Raw genomic sequence first — 19,157 nt, 5'->3', positions numbered from 1 at the left:
CCCCCGCTATCGGCGCTCCGCGCCTCGTCCTCGAACGCCGGACGGGCTATCAACTGTGAGGTGGAAGTAGGAGTGAGTACGAACGGGTCGTTCCCGGGTACGCGGCCGCGGCGGCTGCGCACCACCCCCGTCATGCGGCGCATGGTCGCCGAGACCCGGCTGCATCCGGCCGATCTCGTGCTGCCCGCGTTCGTGCGGGAGGGCATCACGGAGCCGGTCGGGATCGGGTCGATGCCGGGGGTGGTGCAGCACACCCGGGACACCCTGAAGAAGGCCGCCGCCGAGGCGGTCGCGGCGGGCGTCAGCGGGATCATGCTGTACGGGGTCCCGGAGGAGTCCAAGAAGGACAACCTCGGCACCGTGGGCACCGACCCGGACGGCATCCTCCAGGTCGCGCTCCGGGACGTGCGGGCGGAGGTCGGTGACGACCTGATCGTCATGTCCGACCTGTGCCTGGACGAGTTCACCGACCACGGGCACTGCGGTGTCCTGGACGCGCGGGGACGGGTCGACAACGACACGACCCTGGAGCGGTACGCGGAGATGGCGCAGGTCCAGGCCGACGCGGGCGCCCACGTGGTGGGGCCGAGCGGCATGATGGACGGCCAGATCGGCGTCATCAGGGACGCGCTCGACCAGACCGGGCACGGGGACGTCGCGGTCCTCGCGTACACGGCGAAGTACGCGTCGGCGTTCTTCGGGCCCTTCCGGGAGGCCGTGGGGTCCTCGCTCAAGGGCGACCGCAAGACGTACCAGCAGGACCCGGCGAACATCAAGGAGTCCCTGCGGGAGCTGGCGCTCGACCTCGAAGAGGGCGCCGACATGGTGATGGTGAAGCCCGCCGGGCCCTATCTCGACATCCTCGCCCGGGTCGCGGACGAGGCGCAGGTGCCCGTGGCCGCGTACCAGGTCTCCGGCGAGTACGCGATGATCGAGGCCGCCGCCGAGCGCGGCTGGATCGACCGGGACCGGACGATCATGGAGTCCCTCGCCGGCATCAAGCGGGCCGGCGCGAGCGTCATCCTCACCTACTGGGCCACCGAAGCGGCGCGCCGGCTGGCGGTGTAGTCGCAGCGGCGGCGGTCACGTCTCAGCAGTCCCCAGCGGTTGGAGTCACTTGACTTCAACCGCTGTTGAGGTCCGAGGGTAGGTGCATCGACCCGATCCCCACGTCCGGGAGGACCAGATGCACGCCGTCGTACTCCATGAGTTCGGGCCCGCCGCCAATCTGCGGTACGAGACCGTGCCCGACCCCGAGCCCGCTCCCGGGCAGGTGCGGATCGCCGTCCGGGCCGCCGGGGTGCACTTCATCGAGACGGTGCTGCGGGCGGGCACCGGAGGGGACCTGGCGCCGCCGCCGCCCGAGCTGCCCGCGATCTTCGGCGGGGAGGTCGCCGGTGTCGTGGACTCGGTCGGCCCCGGAGTGGGGCAGGAGTGGCTGGGGCGGTCCGTGGTGACCGCGCACGGCACCCCCGGCGGCTACGCCGAACTGGCCGTCGCCGACGTCGGCGCGCTGCACCCGGTGCCCGCCGGGCTCGGCTTCGAGGCCGCCGTGGCCATGGTGGTCACCGGCACCACCACCGTCGGCCTCCTCGACATCGCCGCCCTCACCCCCGACGACGTCGTCCTCGTGACGTCGGCGGCGGGCGGGGTGGGGCGGCTCGTCGTGCAGCACGCGCACGGGCTCGGCGCGCGGGTCGTCGGCGCCGCGGGCGGACCGGCCAAGGTCGCCGCCGTGCGCAAGCTGGGTGCCGACGGCGGCCCGGAGGTCGTCGCCGTCGACTACGACGAGGACGGCTGGGACGACGAGGTGCGGGCACGGCTCGGCGGGCGCGGCGTGAGCGTCGTCCTGGACGGCGTGGGCGGCGCGAAGGCGGCGGCCGCGTTCGGACTGCTCGACCACGGCGGCCGGTTCGTGTCCATCGGGTCGGCGTCGCAGCAGGAGTTCGCGCCCGACGAGGAGACCCTGGCGGCGCGCGGCCTCACCTACGTCGACGCCCTGATGCGGCTCATCGGGCGGCCCGACGACCGCCCGGAGCACGAGCGCCGCGCCCTGGCCGCCGCCGCGGCGGGCCGCCTCACCCCCGCCGTCCAGTCCTTCCCGCTGTCCCACGCGGCCGAGGTGCACGCGGCCCTCGAACAGCGGCGGACGACCGGCAAGGTGGTGCTCGTCCCGTGATGCCCTGGCGGCTGACGGCCTGGCTGCCCTACGGCGTCCTGAGCAGCTCGGAGAGGCGGGACAGGCCGTCGGCTCCGTGCCCCTCGGCGACGGCCCGGTCCAGGAGCGGGCGCAGCGACGCGAACAGCAGGTCCTGGACGCCCTGTTCGGCGAACGCCGCCGCCGCGTTGGGCACCGCCGCCTGATTCACCGCCAGGCTGGAGACATCGGTGAGGTGCTGTCCGGAGTCCAGGGCCTCGGCGGTGCCGGGCACCATGCCGTGGGTCATCGCGACGACCCATTCGAGCAGGAGCGGCGCGAACTCCTTCGCGGGCACGCCCGCGCTGCCGATCAGGGCGTAGGCCTGGGAGACCCCGAGGTCCATCCCGTACATGCCGGTCAGCAGGGCGAGGTCCCACAGCGCGGCGAGACCCGCGTCCGTGCCCACCCACTTGGTGTCGGCGAGCGCGGCGAGGGTGTCGCGGTGCGCCGTGTACGCGTCCTCGTCGCCGCTGTAGAGGATGTACGCCTGCGGGCCCGCGATCATCTGCGGTACGGCCATGATGCCGCCGTCGACGTAGGAGATGCCGTGCTCCCGCGCCCAGGCCGCCAACTCCCGTGCCTGGGAGGGCGTGCCGTTGGTGAGGTTCACCAGGGTGCGGCCGCGCAGCTCCTCGGTGAGCGGCGCGAACAGCTCGCGCACGTTGTCGTTGGTCGTCAGGCAGGCGATCACGAGGGGACTCGCGGTGACCGCGGCCCCGGCCGTGTCCGCGGGGGTCGCGCCCTGCGCGGCGAGCGGCCCGGTCTTCGCGGCGCTGCGGTTCCAGACGGTGGTGGGGTGTCCCGCCCTCAGCAGGGCCGCCGCCAGGGCGGTGCCCATCATGCCGAGGCCCAGGACGGAGACGGGGTGCGAGGTGGGCGGAGAGGCAGGGGTGTGAGCGGTGGCGGGCATGGGGGCTCCTGGAGAGGCGCTGGCGAGGACCGGGGTGTTCGGGGGAACACCTCGATCCTCGCCAGGCCCGTCAGGGGCGACAAGTACCGACTATTTTGTGCGGTACTCACCGGCAGGTAAGTGGACCGGGGGTAAGTGGACCCGGGGGATTACCAGCGCAGGGCCAGCGCGCGGGTCGCCTGCCAGTAGGTGACCTGGGCCGAGTCGTCCACGTACACGCCGCCACCGGGCAGCTTCAGGTCCGCGGAGCGGCCCGCGGCGCCGGTCCAGGCGCGGTTGGTGAACGTGACACCGAGATCGTGGGCCTTGTGGCGGTGCGTGCCCGTCGGCGACGACGTGGTGATGCCAGCGTACGCGGACTTCCCGGGCTCCAGCGTGACGACCGCCTGCGGGACGCTGTCGAAGTCGACCGCGGTCGCGGACTGCGCCTCGTCGAAGCGCAGGTACGGCGCGTTGTACGCGTAGCAGGGCTTGCTGCCGGTGTTGGTGGCCTTCAGGAGCAGGTGGTCGGCCGGGCTGCTGACCTTCTTCACGGTCAGCTCGGTGTTCGCCGCGGTGCAGGTGACGGGGGTGACCGGGGCGGGGGCCGCGGCCTGGGCGGCGCCCGCGGAGACCGTGGCGGTCAGGGCCGCGGCGGCCAGGGCGAGGGTCGCGAAGGTGCGGGTGCGGGACGTGCTGCGCATCGTGGTGCCTTTCGGTCTGTCGGTGGTGTGCCGTGGGTCAGTTGAGAGCCGACACGGAGTCGGACTGCCAGTAGGTGACGCGCAGGGAGTCGTCGATGTGCACGCCCTCGGACGGGAGCGTGGAGTCGGCGAAGGCGTCACTGCCCTCGAAGCCGACCTCCAGGCTGTTCACCTGCCGGGTCGCGCCGCCGCTGCCGTCGCCGGCGACCAGGATCGCGGCGGCGTAGCCCTTGGCGCCGGGCTTCAGCGAGGTGACCGCCTGCGGCTTGCTGTCCTCGATCACCGGCGGCACCGACTGGGCGCCCTCGAACTTGAGGACCGGGTGGCCCTCCAGGTCGCACATCTTGGAGCCGGTGTTGGTGACGGTGATCAGCATGTGGTTGAGCGGCCGGGTGACCGGCGTGGCCGTGACGGAGGTGTTGGCGGCGGAGCAAGGGACGCGGTTCTCGGGGGCGCCGGGGTCGTTGTCGGCGTCCTGGTCCGATGCCGCGCCGTCGGAGCCGCCGGAGCCGTCGGAACCGGTGGAGCTGCCGGAGCCGGTGGCGTCCCCCGAGTCCTTGGTGCGCGCCTTGTCCGACGTGGGCTCGGAGCCGCTGCCCGCCTCGCTGCCGCTGTCGACCGCGGTCGGCTTCGACGCGCCCTCGTCCCGTACTCCGTCATCATTGCCCCCGCACGCCGTCAGCGACAGCGCTGCGAGCGCGACGGTGGCGGCGGCGAACATACGGGTGCGCATGAGTGATCCCTCTCGACGGGGTTCGTGAATGTGATGTGCATGACGTACATACGGGGGAGAAGCGCGCCTGTTGGCCGGAGGGCCCGGTCGGCGTGCTTGGATGACCGGAGCTTGTACGCCGCTTCGTCCCATGGACAAGATCGGCCGGGAAGTACGGGACGCTGGAATGGCTGTACTGGCTCTGACCTGGGGAGACGGGTCGCGTCTGGAACGGTCGCACGGGACGGAGGAACGGTGGGGGCAGAAGGATTCGCCGACCTGCTGAAGGAGCTGAAGGAGCGGTCCGGGCTCAGTTACGGGGTGTTGGCCAAGCGGCTGCACATGAGCACGTCGACGCTGCACCGGTACGTCAACGGCAGTGCCGTGCCGGTGGAGTTCGCCCCCGTGGAGCGGTTGGGACGTCTCTGCAAGGCCTCGCCGGAGGAGTTGGTGGAGCTTCACCGGCGGTGGATCGTCGCCGACGCGGGGCGGGGGCGCCGGGAGGGGGGCGCCCCCGCGGAGGCTGGCGTCCCGCCTGAGTTCGGGGAGTTGGAGGGCGGGGGTCCCGGGGGCGGGGGCCTGGCTGCGTCCGGTGGGCCGGAACCAGGGGCTGTGCCCACCCGTCCCCAAGCTCTCGGCTCCGCTCAAGCAGGGGAGACCCCACTCGCCCTGCGGGACGATTGCCCACAGCGACAGCGGCAGCAGGAGCACGAGCCGGAGCCCCAGCCGGGGTGGGAGGTCGCCCCGGAGGCGGAACCCCGGCCGGGGCAGGACGACTTCTCGGAGTCGGAGGCCGGTGGGCCGCTCGTGTCCGACCGGGTGCCGCAGGCCGCGGCGGGGAAGCGGCGGCGGCTCGTGGTGGTCGCCGCGGTGGGGGCCGTGCTCGCGCTGGGGGGTACCGCGCTGGCGCTGCAGTCCACGTCCGGTGACAAGTCCTCCGGAGGTGGCAGGAAGACGTCCGCGGACGTCGGGCCGACCGCCCCGGGCGAGGTCGTCGAGGACGGGAAGCGGAAGCAGAGCCCGTCGGCCAAGGCGTCCCCCGGGCACAAGCCCGAGGGCAAGAAGGACGCCCGCGGCGACGGTGACGACGAAACCGGGGACAAGAAGCCCGGCGGCGAGAAGGGCAGCACCGGCAAGGGCGGCGGCCCCGCGCCCTCCGGGGCGGGCTCGGGCGGCGGAACCGGTGGCGAGAGCCCGGTGTCCGGCGCGGTGCCCCTGACGGTGTCCACGCACCCGTACTTCTGGTACGACCCCTGCGGCAACCCGTACCTCGTCGCCCGGGACCCGAAGCGCCTCTCCCCGCCCCCCAACGAGCAGGACGCCGCCGGCTGGGTGCACGCGAACGGCGCGGTCCCCGCGGGACGGCAGACCGTGAAGCTGGTCGTCCAGGGCACGGGCGCCGAGACCGTCGTCCTGGAGTCGCTCGACATCCGTGTCGTCGGCAGCGGCGCGCCGCTCAAGCGGAACGCCTACGAGATGGGGTACGTCGGCGTCGGCTGCGGCGGCAACGTGCCCAAGCACTCCTTCGACGTGAACCTCGACGCGTCGGTCCCGCGTCTGACCCCCAAGTCCGGGGAGGTCAGCTTCCCGTACAAGGTGAGCGAGAAGGACCCGGCGGCCTTCTACGTCGACGCGGACGTCCGGGCGCACGACGTGAGCTGGTTCCTGGAACTGGAGTGGTCCAGCGGCAAGCGGCACGGCACCGTGCGGATCGACGACTCCGGCAAGCCGTTCCGCACCAGCGGCGGGGACGACAACCCCACGTTCGGCTTCTCGCTCGACAGCAAGAAGTGGATCCCGATCGAGCGCAACCCGGACGGGGGCGTGGAAGTGGTGGAGTGACCCGCGGCCGGTATCCGTCCGCCGTCCGTATCGCGGAATGGCTGTTGTAGGCGGCACCTACGTGCTTACCCTGCCGGGAATCGCGTAGGGAAGGGAACCCGATGACCGTCACCAGCAGCGCCCCCGCCGACGCCCCCACGCCGCCGCTCGCCGCGCGTGCCGCCGCCATCGGGGGTTCGCCGGTACGGGACATGCTCGCGATCACCGCACGGCCCGAGGTCATCAACTTCGCGGGCGGCCTCCCCGCGCCCGAACTCTTCGACGTGCGCAACGTCGCGGCCACCTACCAGGCCGTGTTCGACGAGACGCCCGCACAGGCCATGCAGTACTCGACGACCGAGGGCGATCCCGGTCTGCGTACCGCGCTCGCCGGGCGGTACGCAGACCGGGGCCTCGCCACCGGAGCCGACGAACTCCTCGTCACCACCGGCTCCCAGCAGGGGCTTTCGCTGCTCGCCACCGCGCTCGTCGAACCCGGCGACACGGTGCTCGTGGAGGACCCCTGCTATCTGGCGGCACTTCAGGTCTTCGCCTTCGCGGGCGCGCGGGTCGTGGCCGTGCCCGGGGACGACGACGGCGCCGACCCCGACGCCCTGGACGCGCTCGTCGCCGAGCACCGGCCCAAGCTCTTCTACACCGTGCCCACGTTCCAGAACCCGACCGGCAGGACCATGCCCGGCGACCGCCGGGCCGCGGTCGCCGCCGTCGCCGCGCGCCGCGGTGTGTGGATCGTCGAGGACGACCCTTACGGGGAGCTGCGGTTCGAGGGTGTGCGCGTGCCCTGGATCGCCTCTCACGCCGGTGCCGAGGACCGGACCGCGGTGCTCGGGAGCTTCTCCAAGGTGATGGCGCCGGGGCTGCGGCTCGGGTGGCTGCGGGCGCCGGCCGCCCTGCGGCGGGCCTGCGCCATCGCCAAGCAGGCCGCCGATCTGCACACCCCCACCGTCAACCAGCTCGCCGCCGCGCGGTATCTGGCGGAGTACGACCTGGACGCGCATGTGGCCCGCGTGGCCGGGGTGTACGGGGAGCGGCGGGACGCCATGCTCGCCGGGATCGGCGACGCCCTTCCCGCCGGGTCCTCGTGGTCCCGGCCCGAGGGCGGGATGTTCCTCTGGGTGCGGTTGCCGTCCGGGTACGACGCCACCGCGTTGCTGCCCGGTGTCCTCGCGCACAACGTGGCGTACGTGCCGGGGGCGCCCTTCTATGTGGGGGCGCCGGACCCTGCCAGCCTGCGGCTCTGCTTCGTCACGCAGACGCCCGATGAGATCGGGGAAGGGCTGCGGAGGCTTCGGCTGGGGCTTGGGTGAACAGTTGCCCGGCGGTGAGGGCTGTGCCCACCCGTTCCGCCCCTGGCGGACCAGTTGCCCACAGAGGGGAGCGGGGGCGGGGGAGCGGACCAGTTGCCCACAGGGTGGTAGGCAACTGGTCCGGCCGGTCTACAGGCGCTCGGGGGTGCGGACGCCCAGGAGTTCCATCCCCCGGTGCAAGGTGCGGGCCGTCAACGCCACCAGGAACAGGCGGTTCTCCACGACCTCGGGCGGGTTGTCGGCGCTGAGCACCTGGCACTGGTCGTAGAACGTGGTCAGGTGCGAGGCGAGCTGGTACAGGTACGCGGCCAGCTTGTGCGGGGCGTACTCCTCGGCGGCCTCCGCGACCGTCGCCGCGAACTGGTCCAGGTGCAGGCCGAGGGCCCGCTCCGCCGGGGCCAGGTCGAGCTCGGGGTGCGCGACGGGACGGGCCTCGCCCGCCTTGCGCAGGATGGACTGGATGCGCGCGTAGGCGTACTGGAGGTAGACCGACGTGTCGCCGTTCAGCGAGACCATCTGGTCCAGGTCGAACTTGTAGTCCCGTACCGCCGACGTGGAGAGGTCCGCGTACTTCACGGCGCCGATGCCGACCTGCCGGCCGTTCTCCAGGATCTCGTCCTCGCTCAGGCCCACCTTCTCGGCCTTGGAGCGCACCACGGCCGTCGCCCGGTCGATCGCCTCGTCGAGCAGGTCGATCAGGCGGACCGTCTCGCCCTCGCGGGTCTTGAACGGCTTGCCGTCCTTGCCGAGGACCGTGCCGAAGGCGAGCTGCACCGCCTTGACGTCGCCGGTCAGCCAGCCCGCCCTGCGCGCCGTCTCGAAGACCATCTTGAAGTGCAGGGACTGGCGGGCGTCGACCACGTACAGAAGGGTGTCCGCCTTCACGTTGAAGACGCGGTCGCGGATCGCGGAGAGGTCGGTCGCCGCGTAGCCGAAGCCGCCGTCGGACTTCTGGACGATCAGCGGTACGGGGTTGCCGTCGGGGCCCTTCACGTCGTCGAAGAACACGCACAGCGCGCCCTCGGAGCGGACCGCGACACCCGACTCCTCCAGGAGGCGGCAGGTCTCGGCCAGCATGTCGTTGTAGCCCGACTCGCCGACGATGTCCTCGTCGTGGATCTCCACGTCCAGCTTGTCGAAGACCGAGTAGAAGTAGATCTTCGACTCGTCCACGAACCGCTGCCAGAGCGCGAGCGTCTCCGGGTCACCGGCCTGGAGGTCCACGACCCGGCGCCGGGCGCGGGTCTTGAACTCCTCGTCGGAGTCGAAGAGGACACGGGCGGCCTTGTAGATGCGGTTGAGGTTGGACATCGCCTCCTCACCCGCCTGCCCGTCGGCTCCCTCGCCCGCGGCGGCGCTCGCCTTGTGGTCCAGCTCGTGCGGGTGCTCCAGGAGGTACTGGATGAGCATGCCGAACTGGGTGCCCCAGTCACCGATGTGGTGCCGGTTGACGATCTTCTCGCCGGTGAATTCGAGGATCCGCTTGACGGCGTTGCCGATCACCGAGTTCCGCAGGTGGCCGACGTGCATCTCCTTGGCCACGTTCGGCTGCGCCCAGTCGATCACCGTGGTGCCGGGGTGCTCCGCGAACGGGACGCCGAGGCGGTCGCCGTCGGCGGCGCGGGCGGCGAGCGTCTCCACGATGGCGCGGTCCGTGACCGTGATGTTCAGGAAGCCGGGACCTGACACCTCGACGTCGCGCAGCAGCTCCGGGGCGTCGATCGAGTCGACGACCTCGGTGGCCAGCTCCCGGGGGTTGGCCTTCGCCTTCTTCGCGAGCGCGAGGATGCCGTTGGCCTGGAAGTCCGCTCGGTCGCTGCGTCGCAGCAGCGGATCGGCGGGGGCGGCCTCCGGCAGGGCTGCCGAGAGAGCGTCCGCGAGACGCTGGTGGACGGATGCGCTGAGGGACGTGACCGAGGCCATGTGCTTCCGTTCTCGTAAATGGTGTGCATCAGGGTGAGGGGCAAGTGTCCCATGGGCGGGGACACCGTTTCGCCCCGATAAACGCGCCCGGGTCCGGCCCCCGCCGGGGGCGACCGGGCGCGGCCCCGCGCCGTGCCGGGAGCAACCCCGGGCCGGGTCCCGCCGTCTGGGAGAATGGCTCACGCCAGATTCCCTGAATCCCGAGGAAACAAGAGGACGTGCCGATCGTGGCTCAGAGCACCGATACCACCGACTGGGTCTCCCGCTACGCGGACGAGGTCATCGCCGAGTCGGAGCGTCGTGCCCCGGGCAAACCTGTGGTCGTCGCCTCGGGCCTGTCCCCCTCGGGCCCCATCCACCTGGGCAACCTCCGCGAGGTCATGACCCCGCACCTCGTCGCCGACGAGGTCCGCCGCCGCGGCCACCAGGTCCGGCACCTGATCTCCTGGGACGACTACGACCGGTACCGCAAGGTCCCGGCCGGTGTCCCCGGCGTCGACGAGTCCTGGGCCGAGCACATCGGCAAGCCGCTGACCTCGGTGCCCGCGCCCGCCGGGTCCGCGCACCCGAACTGGGCCGAGCACTTCAAGGCCGCGATGGCCGCCTCGCTCGCCGACCTCGGCGTGGAGTACGACGGGATCAGCCAGACCGAGCAGTACACGTCGGGGACGTACCGCGAGCAGATCCTGCACGCGATGAGGCACCGCGCCGACATCGACGCGATCCTCGACCAGTACCGCACGAAGAAGGACCCGGCCAAGGCCCAGGGCAAGGGCAAGCAGCAGCAGAAGCCGGCCGACGAGGCCGAGCTGGAGGCCGCGGAGGGCTCCGGCGCGGCGGGCGAGGACGACGGCAGCGGCGGCGCCGGTGGCTACTTCCCGTACAAGCCCTACTGCGGGCAGTGCGGCAAGGACCTCACCACCGTCACCTCCTACGACGACGACTCGACGGAGCTGGCCTACACCTGCACGGCCTGCGGTTTCGAGGAGACCGTGCGGCTGAGCGAGTTCGACCGCGGCAAGCTGGTCTGGAAGGTCGACTGGCCGATGCGCTGGGCCTACGAGGGCGTGATCTTCGAGCCCAGCGGCGTGGACCACTCCTCGCCCGGCTCCTCGTTCGTCGTCGGCGGGCAGATCGTCCGGCAGATCTTCGACGGCGTCCAGCCGATCGGGCCCATGTACGCCTTCGTCGGGATCTCCGGCATGGCGAAGATGTCCTCCTCGCGCGGCGGCGTGCCCACGCCCGCCGACGCGCTGAAGATCATGGAAGCGCCGCTGCTCCGCTGGCTGTACGCCCGCCGCAGGCCCAACCAGTCCTTCAAGATCGCCTTCGACCAGGAGATCCAGCGGCTGTACGACGAATGGGACAAGCTCGCCGCGAAGGTCGCCGACGGCTCCGTGCTGCCCGCGGACGCCGCCGCGTACGCGCGCGCCGTCGGCACCGCCGCGGGGCCGCTGCCGACGACCCCGCACCCGCTGCCGTACCGCACCCTCGCCTCCGTCGCGGACATCACCGCGGGCGCCGAGGACCAGACGCTGCGCATCCTGTCCGAGCTGGACCCGGCCGACCCCCTCGCCACCCTGGACGAGGCCCGGCCGCGCCTCGACAGGGCCGAGGCGTGGATCAACACGCACGTCCCCGCCGACCAGCGCACGGTCGTACGGGAGGTCCCCGACACGGAACTGCTCGCGTCCCTCGACGAGGAGGGCCGCGAATCGATCCGGCTGCTCCTTCAGGGCCTCGACTCCCACTGGTCCCTGGACGGCCTGACCCACCTCGTGTACGGCGTCCCGAAGGTCCGCGCCGGCTTCTCCGCCGACGCCGGGCCCAAGGAGCTCCCGCCGGAGATCAAGACCGCCCAGCGGACCTTCTTCGCGCTCCTGTACCACCTGCTCGTGAGCCGCGACACCGGCCCGCGCCTGCCCACGCTGCTCCTCGCCGTGGGGGCGGAGCGGGTGCGCAAGCTGCTCGGTTCCTAGCAGCACCGAGCCGCTGGAACCCCGGAGGGACGGCGCGGGGGCTGTGAGGCCCCCGCGCCGTCCCTCCGGGGTTTCTTCCTTCCGACGCAGATCCGTCAGAACTCTTCTAGGCGCCGCGGTGTCCGCGCACGGCGTGCACGCCCGTGATGGCCGCGGCCATCCAGAAGCACGCACCGGACACGGCTGTCTGCGCCGGTGCCTGGCACACCAGGGCGATCACGCACACGGCGGCACCGAGGACGACTCCTGCGGCTATCGACGGCATGTCACGCCAGATCGACATCGCCGGTCTGCCGGTGACCATCAGAATTCCCACGGACAGAAGCACCAGCAGGGCTCCGCTGTAGATGAGCCACGAGCTGCTCAAAGCCGTTCTCCACTCGTAGAGATGAGATTTCTACTTGCAGTATCCACCGGAGTACTGATCGGGAATGAAAAGACCGGCGGCGAACTTGACCTTGAGGCACCGCTTGGCGTTCTTCGCCTTCAGCGCCGTGGTGGTGATGACCGCGGCGTGCGCGCCCCAGTAGATGTTGAGGCCCGGCGGGAGGAATCCCGAGACGACTCCGGACAGCGCGCCGTTGTTGGCGATCGTCCGGGTATCCTTCTTGTTGAAGTACGCGGTGCCGGTCACGATGCCCCATGTCATCTTGGGGTCGGCGACGACAGGAAATGCGGTGTTGTCGTCGGTCTCGATCTCCTGGACGATTTCCGTGCCATCGAGGCGGTAACTGGTGGGCACGGACTCGCCGTTGGCGTCCTTGGCCCACGGGGCGTCGATGGAGCCGACCGGGACGTGCACCCCTTCGGCGCTCTCCCGGTGCAGCTCGAAGCCGCCCCAGCCGTCCTCGGCGACACCCGTTCCCTGCGGGAGGTCGAGCCGGAAGCGGTGGCTCGTGGGCGCCTTGCCGTCCTTGAGGGTGACCAGCGTCCGGGCACCGCCGTCGGTGGTCGGCTGCACGGCGATGTCGGTGGCGGCTGCGGCGTCGCGGTACACCACGGTGCCCGCTCCCGCCAGGTATGGAAGTCGGCCTCTGATTCAGGCAGGCGCGCTACGCGATGTGCTCGGCGTCCTCGTCGAGTGAGCGCTGGTAGCGGTCGCGGAAGCCGCGCAGGTACGGGCGCAGGGTGCTCTCCGTCAGGGGGCCGCCGGACTGGCCCGTGACGCCGTACAGGTCCATCAGGTACAGGCTGAACTGGCGGGCGTTGGGGTAGTCGCCCATCTCGCTCACGTACTTGCGGAAGGCGTTGAAGTACGCCTCCTCGCGGGTCATGTCGTCCGGGAGGCCCGCGCTCTCCGCTGCGGCGGGCTCGGGCAGGGGCTCCGGCGCCGGCTCCGGGGCGCTCTCGGGAGGCGGAGCCTGTTCCTCGCGCGGGCCCGGGATCAGCGGGGGGTTGGCGAGGGGGCGGGTGCGACCCGGCCCCGCCGGGACGCGGAAGCCCGAGCCGTCGTCGAACGCTTCGGCCCGCGGGTCGTAGCCCGGCTGGATGTTGGCTTGCTGGGCGTGCGTCTGCTGGATGTCGGCTTGCTGGGCGTGCGGCTGCTGCTCGTACGCCCCTTGCGCGCGGGCCTGCTGCTCGTGGGCCCCTTGTGCGTGGGCCTGCTGCTCGTACGCCTGCTGGTCCGCGTACTGCTGCTGCTCGTACGCCAACTGCTCCGCGTAGCCCTGCTCCTGGGCCTGTTCCTCGTACCACTCGTCGTACGGGGCCTCCGGGTCGTACGACACCGGGCCTTCGGCGTACTGCTGCGGCTGCTGCGGGGCCGCGAACCACGGGCTCGCGTGGGCGCCGGGCTGCTGCTCCTCGGGGTGCGGGGGCTCTTCGGGGTGCTGGTGTTCCTCGGGGTGCGGGTGGTCCTCGGGGGCGGGCTCCGGGGCCGGGGCGGGGCGGGGCTCCGGGGACGGGTCCTTGGTGAGGGCCGGGGGCTCGGCCTTCGTCAGTTCCGGCTTGGGCGGGGTCGGGGACGCCTGGGAAACCGGCGGGGCCTGGGGGTCCAGCGACACGGGCGGGAGCAGCGCCGGTTCGATGCCCGCGGCGGCCAGGCCCGCGGGGGCGGTCTCCGCGAGCGGCACCCCGTAGCGGGCCAGCCGCAGCGGCATCAGGGACTCCACCGGGGCCTTGCGGCGCCAGGAGCGGCCGAAGCGGGACCGCAGCCGGGCCTGGTACACCAGGCGCTCCTGCTCCAGCTTGATCACCTGGTCGTAGGAGCGCAGCTCCCACAGCTTCATGCGCCGCCACAGCAGGAACGTCGGCACGGGGGAGAGCAGCCAGCGCGTCATGCGCACGCCCTCCATGTGCTTGTCGGCGGTGATGTCGGCGATGCGGCCGATCGCGTGCCGGGCCGCCTCCACCGCGACCACGAAGAGCACCGGGATGACCGCGTGCATGCCCACGCCCAGCGGGTCCGGCCAGGCCGCGGCGCCGTTGAAGGCGATGGTGGCGGCCGTGAGCAGCCAGGCCGTCTGGCGGAGCAGCGGGAAGGGGATCCTGATCCAGGTCAGCAGGAGGTCGAGCGCCAGCAGGACGCAGATGCCCGCGTCGATGCCGATGGGGAAGACCATCGAGAAGGAGCCGAAGCCCTTCTTCTCGGCCAGCTCGCGCACGGCCGCGTACGACCCCGCGAAGCCGATCCCGGCGATGACGAGCGCACCGAAGACGACGACCCCGATGAGTATCCGGTGCATGCGTGTCAGCTGCATCGCGGCCACCCGCGAACCCCTCCCTGCCTGTGCCTGTACCGGCGCCTGTCCGGTGCCTGTCCGGCGTGTTGCGAGCGACAGCCTGGCACATGTGTGCGCGCACTCGTACGCCGGTACGCCGGAAGCCCGGCCGCAGAGGCGGCCGGGCTCCTGCAACTCGCCTGTGGGAGCGGCGAGTTGATGTGTCGTCGAGAGTGCGGGTCAGCTCTTCGCGTCGTTCTCGGGCGCGGCACCGGACCCCTCGCCGGACCCCTCGCCGGTCTCCTTGGACTCCTTGGAGCCCTTGTCCTTGGAGTCCTCGGGCTTCGAGGAGTCCTTCGAGGAGTCCTTCGAAGAGTCCTTGGTGGCGTCCTTGCCCTCACCGGTCTCCTCGCCGCCCGCGGCCGGGTCCTCGGCGCCGCCCGCCTTGTTGGCGGCGGTGACCGCGGCGACGGCTTCCTTCGCCGCCTTCTGGGCGTCCTTGGCGAGCGCGGCCCCGTCCGGCGACTTGTCGCCCGCGAGCCCGGCGCCGTTGTAGTCGACGGTGACGACGGCGTTCTCCACGCGGGCCACGATCGTCTGCTGCTTGAAGGTGTCCTTGTCCTTCTTGACGTCGTAGCTGACCAGCGTCGCCTGGTCGCCCACGCCCTGCACCGGCGTGGTCTTGACGTCCTTGGCGTCCTTCGCCGCCTGGGCGTCGGTGACCTGCTTGGTGAAGTTCGTCCGGGCGCGCTTGGCGCCCGCGCCGAGCGACTGGTCGGACTCGAAGCGGTTCAGCGAGACGCGCAGCCAGCGGAACTGCGAGCCGTCGACGCCGTTGTTGTCCAGGCTGTCCCAGGTGCAGTTGCCACGCGTGGACACGTCTTCCGACGTGCCCGCCTTGCCGGACTTGTTCTTGGCGGCCGGGACGAGGTCGCCGAGCGTCTCCTTGGAGAGCGCGTCACAGGGCTCGGGGAGCTTGCTGAAGACGGCCTTCTCCACCTCGGCGGGCTTGTCGCCGGAGCCGTCGGCGCCACCCGACGCGGAGGCCGAGGACTCGGCGGCGCCGGAGTCCTTCTTGTCCCCGTCCGATCCGGAGTCGTCGCCGCTGCAGGCGGAGGCGAAGAGGATCACCGGTACGGCGGCCGCGCCCACAAGAACGCGGGTGAGTCGCTGTCGCTGTCGCTGTGCGGGTCGGTGCATGGTTCCTTCACTCAGGTTCACGGTTTCACGGGTTCACTCGGGTTCACGGGTTCACTCGGGTCGCTCGGCGTCCGTGCTGCTCGGCGTCCGTGCTGTTCGATGTCCGTGCTGTTCGATGTCCGTGCCGTTCGATGGGGCCGTTGAGTCACCGTACGCGGTGTGCGCACCGGGTGACCCGGGTTCCCGGCAGCCCGCGGGTGGACGGCGGGGCCGTCAGCCGTCGAACCTGTCGGCGAGTTTTTCGGCCAGTCCGCGCGCGTTGTCCTGCATTTCCTTTGAATCGGGCACCTCGGTGCGGCGGGCCGGCTGCTCGTCGTACTCGACGGTGACGATCACGTTCGACGTGCGGAACACCACAGTCACGGTGCGGTGTCGGGTGGCCGCCGCGGCGGTCGCGAGGGCGTCGTTGATGAAGGCCTCGTCGCCCAGGTCGTCGAGGGTGCGGGGTTCGTAGCCCTCGGGGGTGGACCGGGTGGCCGCGGGGTCGTCCTCGCCGTCGGTGGCGTCCTCGCCGTCGGTGGCGCGGGGGGTGGGGGCGTCGGCCTTGTGGGAGCCGCGGGCACCCCGGGAACCGCGGGAGTCGTCGTCGGCGCGCGCGGGGGAACCGGACTCGCCGCCTTTGCTCTCGTCGCTCTCGCCCTTGTCGCCTGCGGAGTGGCTGTTCGAGTCGCCTGCGGAGGGGCTGTTCGAGTCGCCCGCGGAGGGGCCGTCCGACGCGCCGGGCTCGTCGCTGCCCCCGGGGGTCTCGGAATCCGAAGGTTCCGGAATGCCCGCCTCTGTCAGCTTCGTCCGGTAGTTGTCCTCGGCGCGGGTGTCGTCGCTGACCGTCCCGTCGTACGACACCACGCGCTCGAAGTCGACCAGGAGGTGGTGCGTGGCCTCGGGCGCCTCGATCTTCCAGCGGCAGCCCACGCGCCGGTCGGTGTCGTAGGTGACCGTGGCGGCACCCTCGTAGGCCTTCTCGCGCTGGACCGAGTCCTCGATGTCCGTGATGCCGGGCAGCAGCGAGTCGAGGGAGGAGTGGTCGACCGCGCCGCAGGGCTCGGGCAGGGTGCGGTACTTGCCGGGCTCCGCGACGGCCGTGGCGCTGCCGGACTCGCCCGACTTGCCGTCGTCGCCGTCGGCGGTGCCCGAGCTGCCGGTGCACCCGGCGAGCAGCGCCACGAGGAGCGCGGCGGCGCCCGGTACGTAGACCCTCCGCTGCACCGTGCTGGCTCCTCTCGACGTGGACGGTGGTGGACCGGCCCGGCGGGACGTGCTCCGGGCCCTGCGTCACCGGACCCGTCCGGCCTGGTTATTCGGTTGCCGCCGGCGGACGACCGGTGGACACAATGTGTATCGCACGCGCCGCTGTGGATGCCGGTCCGTTGTCTCATACGTCGACCTTGGCGCCGGTATTTGCGCTTCACGTCTTTTGTTGTTGTACGGGGGAATGAGGAAGTCATGTCGTACGTGGAACTGCCGGGGGCGAACGTGCCCATCCGGATGTGGGCGGACCCGAAGACGGTCGAGGGTGCCGCGATGCAGCAGCTCCGCAACGTCGCCACGCTGCCGTGGATCAAGGGCCTGGCCGTCATGCCGGACGTCCACTTCGGCAAGGGTGCGACGGTGGGCTCGGTCATCGCCATGCGGGGCGCGGTGTGCCCGGCCGCGGTGGGGGTCGACATCGGCTGCGGGATGTCGGCGGTGCGGACGTCGCTGACGGCCGCCGACCTGCCCGACGACCTGTCCCGGCTGCGGTCGCGGATCGAGCAGGCGATTCCGGTGGGGCGGGGGATGCACGAGGACCCCGTCGAGCCGGGGCGCTTCCACGGGGTGGCCGCGGGGGGCTGGGACGACTTCTGGGGGCGGTTCGACGGGGTGGCGGAGGCGGTCAAGTTCCGTCAGGAGCGAGCCGTGAAGCAGATGGGAACGCTCGGATCGGGAAACCACTTCGTCGAGGTCTGCCTTGATCTGAACGATTCCGTCTGGCTCATGCTGCACTCCGGCTCCCGCAACATCGGCAAGGAACTCGCCGACCACCACATCGGCGTCGCCCGCGACCTGCCGCACAACCAGGGTCTGGTGGACCGCGACCTGGCCGTCTTCATCGCGGACACCCCGCAGATGGCGGCGTACCGCAACGACCTGTTCTGGGCGCAGGAGTACGCGAAGCACAACCGCAAGCTCATGATGGAGCTCCTGAAGGACGTGGTCCGCAAGGAGTTCAAGAAGGCCCGGCCGGACTTCGAGCAGGAGATCTCCTGCCACCACAACTACGTGTCCGAGGAGCGGTACGACGGCATGGACCTGCTGGTGACCCGCAAGGGCGCGATCCGCGCGGGGTCCGGCGACCACGGCATCATCCCGGGTTCCATGGGCACCGGCTCGTACATCGTGAAGGGCCTCGGGAACGAGGCGTCCTTCAACTCCGCGTCGCACGGCGCGGGCCGCAGGATGAGCCGCAACGCCGCGAAGAAGCGGTTCTCGACGCGGGACCTGGAGGAGCAGACGCGGGGCGTGGAGTGCCGCAAGGACTCCGGCGTCGTGGACGAGATCCCCGGTGCGTACAAGTCCATCGACAAGGTCATCGACCAGCAGACGGACCTGGTCGAGGTGGTGGCGAAGCTGAAGCAGGTCGTCTGCGTCAAGGGCTGACCGCCGAGTGGTCCGCCCCCGGCCCGGCGGGGGCGGGGGCCTACTCGGAGTGGGTGACCGCGTAGATCATGACGAAGGCGACGATGTGGATGCCGAAGAGGAAGTACGCGAGGTACCACCACACCATGCGTTCGTTCTTCTTCTCCTCGGCCAGGCGGCGGGACTCCTGTTCGTAGGTGAGCCTGGCCAGGGGGTCGGGGGAGTCGGGCGAGCCGCCGGGGGAGCCGGGGTCGTCCGCGGCGTACGTCATCACAGCTCCCGGTGGACCTTCGTGTTGGACGCCTGGGCGCGGGGGCGGACCACGAGGAGGTCGACGTTGACGTGCGGCGGGCGGGTGACCGCCCAGGTGATGGTGTCCGCCACGTCGTCAGCGGTGAGCGGCTCGGCCACGCCCGCGTAGACCTTCGCGGCCTTCTCCTCGTCGCCGCCGAACCGCGTCAGCGCGAAACCTTCCGTCCTGACCATGCCGGGGGCGATCTCGATCACCCGCACCGGGGTGCCGACGATCTCCAGACGGAGGGTCTCGGCGAGCACGTGCTCGGCGTGCTTGGCCGCGACGTATCCGGCGCCGCCCTCGTACGTGCCGTGGCCCGCCGTCGAGGACACCACGACCACGGTGCCGTCGCCGCTCGCGGTGAGCGCGGGGAGCAGGGCCTGGGTGACGTTCAGGGTGCCGATGACGTTCGTCTCGTACATCCGGCGCCAGTCCTCGGGGTCGCCCGTCGCGACCGGGTCGGCGCCGAGCGCGCCGCCCGCGTTGTTCACGAGGACCGCCACCTTGCGGAAGGCCGTCGCGAACGTGTCGACGGCCGCACGGTCGGTGACGTCGAGGGCGTACGCCGTCGCGTCGTGGCCCGCTGCCGTCAGCTCGGCGGCCAGGGCCTCGATGCGGTCCTTGCGGCGGGCCGTGAGCACCACCCGGTGACCGGCCGCAGCGAGGCCGCGTGCGGTGGCCGCGCCGATGCCGCCGCTGGCACCGGTGACGATCGCGATGCCGGGCTTGCGGGGCGTTTCGGCGGCTGCCATGCGGGCTCCCTGGAGTTCGAGTTGGGGCTCGGGTGCTGAGTTCGGGCGCTGAACCGGCCCGGTCAGCAGGCGCTGAGC

At 71.6% G+C, this 19,157-nt stretch carries 17 protein-coding genes; 6 read left to right on the top strand and 11 right to left on the bottom strand.

Annotated features, from left to right (window positions below):
- The first annotated feature begins 72 nt into the window (after positions 1-72).
- Positions 73-1,068, top strand: coding sequence for a porphobilinogen synthase (gene hemB, locus GPA10_RS03910; RefSeq protein WP_058847954.1), 996 nt, complete (start codon positions 73-75; stop codon positions 1,066-1,068).
- A gap of 118 nt (positions 1,069-1,186) precedes the next feature.
- The gene (locus tag GPA10_RS03905; RefSeq protein WP_157164098.1) at positions 1,187-2,179 is read left to right on the top strand and encodes a zinc-binding dehydrogenase; all 993 of its coding nucleotides are present in this window, start codon (positions 1,187-1,189) and stop codon (positions 2,177-2,179) included.
- 28 nt (positions 2,180-2,207) lie between these two features.
- Here GPA10_RS03905 and GPA10_RS03900 read toward each other — a convergent pair whose 3' ends face one another.
- From GPA10_RS03900 to GPA10_RS03890, 3 genes are all read right to left on the bottom strand, one after another.
- Positions 2,208-3,110 carry an NAD(P)-dependent oxidoreductase gene (locus GPA10_RS03900; RefSeq protein WP_157164097.1) on the bottom strand — a complete coding sequence of 301 codons (903 nt, stop codon included), beginning with the start codon at positions 3,108-3,110 and terminating at the stop codon, positions 2,208-2,210.
- Positions 3,111-3,259: 149 nt separating this feature from the next.
- On the bottom strand, positions 3,260-3,793 hold the full coding sequence (locus tag GPA10_RS03895; protein WP_079086342.1) for a DUF4232 domain-containing protein: 534 nt from the start codon (positions 3,791-3,793) through the stop codon (positions 3,260-3,262).
- A gap of 37 nt (positions 3,794-3,830) precedes the next feature.
- Positions 3,831-4,526, bottom strand: a complete 696-nt coding sequence (locus GPA10_RS03890; RefSeq protein WP_157164096.1) for a DUF4232 domain-containing protein — start codon at positions 4,524-4,526, stop codon at positions 3,831-3,833.
- Positions 4,527-4,760: 234 nt separating this feature from the next.
- Here GPA10_RS03890 and GPA10_RS03885 point away from each other — a divergent pair, with 234 nt between their 5' ends.
- Both GPA10_RS03885 and GPA10_RS03880 read left to right on the top strand, forming a co-directional pair.
- On the top strand, positions 4,761-6,347 hold the full coding sequence (locus GPA10_RS03885; protein WP_343040264.1) for a helix-turn-helix domain-containing protein: 1,587 nt from the start codon (positions 4,761-4,763) through the stop codon (positions 6,345-6,347).
- A 101-nt stretch (positions 6,348-6,448) separates the two neighbouring features.
- Positions 6,449-7,654, top strand: coding sequence for an aminotransferase-like domain-containing protein (locus GPA10_RS03880; protein ID WP_157164095.1), 1,206 nt, complete (start codon positions 6,449-6,451; stop codon positions 7,652-7,654).
- 129 nt (positions 7,655-7,783) lie between these two features.
- Here GPA10_RS03880 and argS read toward each other — a convergent pair whose 3' ends face one another.
- Positions 7,784-9,577 (bottom strand): arginine--tRNA ligase, encoded by a 1,794-nt coding sequence (gene argS / locus GPA10_RS03875; protein ID WP_157164094.1) that lies wholly within the window; start codon positions 9,575-9,577, stop codon positions 7,784-7,786.
- 218 nt (positions 9,578-9,795) lie between these two features.
- Between argS and lysS the strand changes: the two genes are divergently transcribed.
- On the top strand, positions 9,796-11,556 hold the full coding sequence (gene lysS, locus GPA10_RS03870) for a lysine--tRNA ligase (protein ID WP_343040263.1): 1,761 nt from the start codon (positions 9,796-9,798) through the stop codon (positions 11,554-11,556).
- A 106-nt stretch (positions 11,557-11,662) separates the two neighbouring features.
- Here lysS and GPA10_RS03865 read toward each other — a convergent pair whose 3' ends face one another.
- The 5 genes from GPA10_RS03865 to GPA10_RS03845 form a co-directional block, all read right to left on the bottom strand.
- A complete protein-coding gene (locus tag GPA10_RS03865) occupies positions 11,663-11,923 on the bottom strand; it encodes a hypothetical protein (protein WP_157164093.1) in 261 nt (86 codons plus the stop codon).
- Between the two features lie 30 nt (positions 11,924-11,953).
- Complete coding sequence (locus GPA10_RS03860) at positions 11,954-12,556, bottom strand: hypothetical protein (RefSeq protein ID WP_157164092.1); 603 nt, start codon at positions 12,554-12,556, stop codon at positions 11,954-11,956.
- A 52-nt stretch (positions 12,557-12,608) separates the two neighbouring features.
- Positions 12,609-14,240 carry a DUF2637 domain-containing protein gene (locus tag GPA10_RS03855; RefSeq protein ID WP_157164273.1) on the bottom strand — a complete coding sequence of 544 codons (1,632 nt, stop codon included), beginning with the start codon at positions 14,238-14,240 and terminating at the stop codon, positions 12,609-12,611.
- Between the two features lie 216 nt (positions 14,241-14,456).
- Positions 14,457-15,416 carry a DUF3558 domain-containing protein gene (locus tag GPA10_RS03850; protein ID WP_246258664.1) on the bottom strand — a complete coding sequence of 320 codons (960 nt, stop codon included), beginning with the start codon at positions 15,414-15,416 and terminating at the stop codon, positions 14,457-14,459.
- A gap of 213 nt (positions 15,417-15,629) precedes the next feature.
- Entirely contained in the window at positions 15,630-16,622 is a 993-nt protein-coding gene (locus GPA10_RS03845; RefSeq protein WP_343040261.1) for a DUF3558 domain-containing protein, read from the bottom strand.
- 237 nt (positions 16,623-16,859) lie between these two features.
- Between GPA10_RS03845 and GPA10_RS03840 the strand changes: the two genes are divergently transcribed.
- Positions 16,860-18,053 (top strand): RtcB family protein, encoded by a 1,194-nt coding sequence (locus GPA10_RS03840; protein WP_157164091.1) that lies wholly within the window; start codon positions 16,860-16,862, stop codon positions 18,051-18,053.
- A 40-nt stretch (positions 18,054-18,093) separates the two neighbouring features.
- On the opposite strand, the gene GPA10_RS03835 is transcribed toward GPA10_RS03840, so the two are convergent.
- Both GPA10_RS03835 and GPA10_RS03830 read right to left on the bottom strand, forming a co-directional pair.
- A complete protein-coding gene (locus GPA10_RS03835; protein ID WP_058847967.1) occupies positions 18,094-18,303 on the bottom strand; it encodes a hypothetical protein in 210 nt (69 codons plus the stop codon).
- Positions 18,303-19,079: an SDR family NAD(P)-dependent oxidoreductase gene (locus GPA10_RS03830; protein WP_058847968.1), complete on the bottom strand. Its 777-nt coding sequence runs from the start codon at positions 19,077-19,079 to the stop codon at positions 18,303-18,305. Before GPA10_RS03830 ends, GPA10_RS03835 begins: the two co-directional genes overlap by 1 nt.
- Between the last annotated feature and the right edge of the window lie 78 nt (positions 19,080-19,157).

This window comes from Streptomyces typhae (assembly GCF_009755605.1).
In the GTDB taxonomy this organism is placed as follows: Bacteria; Actinomycetota; Actinomycetes; order Streptomycetales; family Streptomycetaceae; genus Streptomyces; species Streptomyces typhae.
Note: the sequence above shows the minus strand (reverse complement) of the source record. Positions and strands in the feature narration are given on the sequence as shown.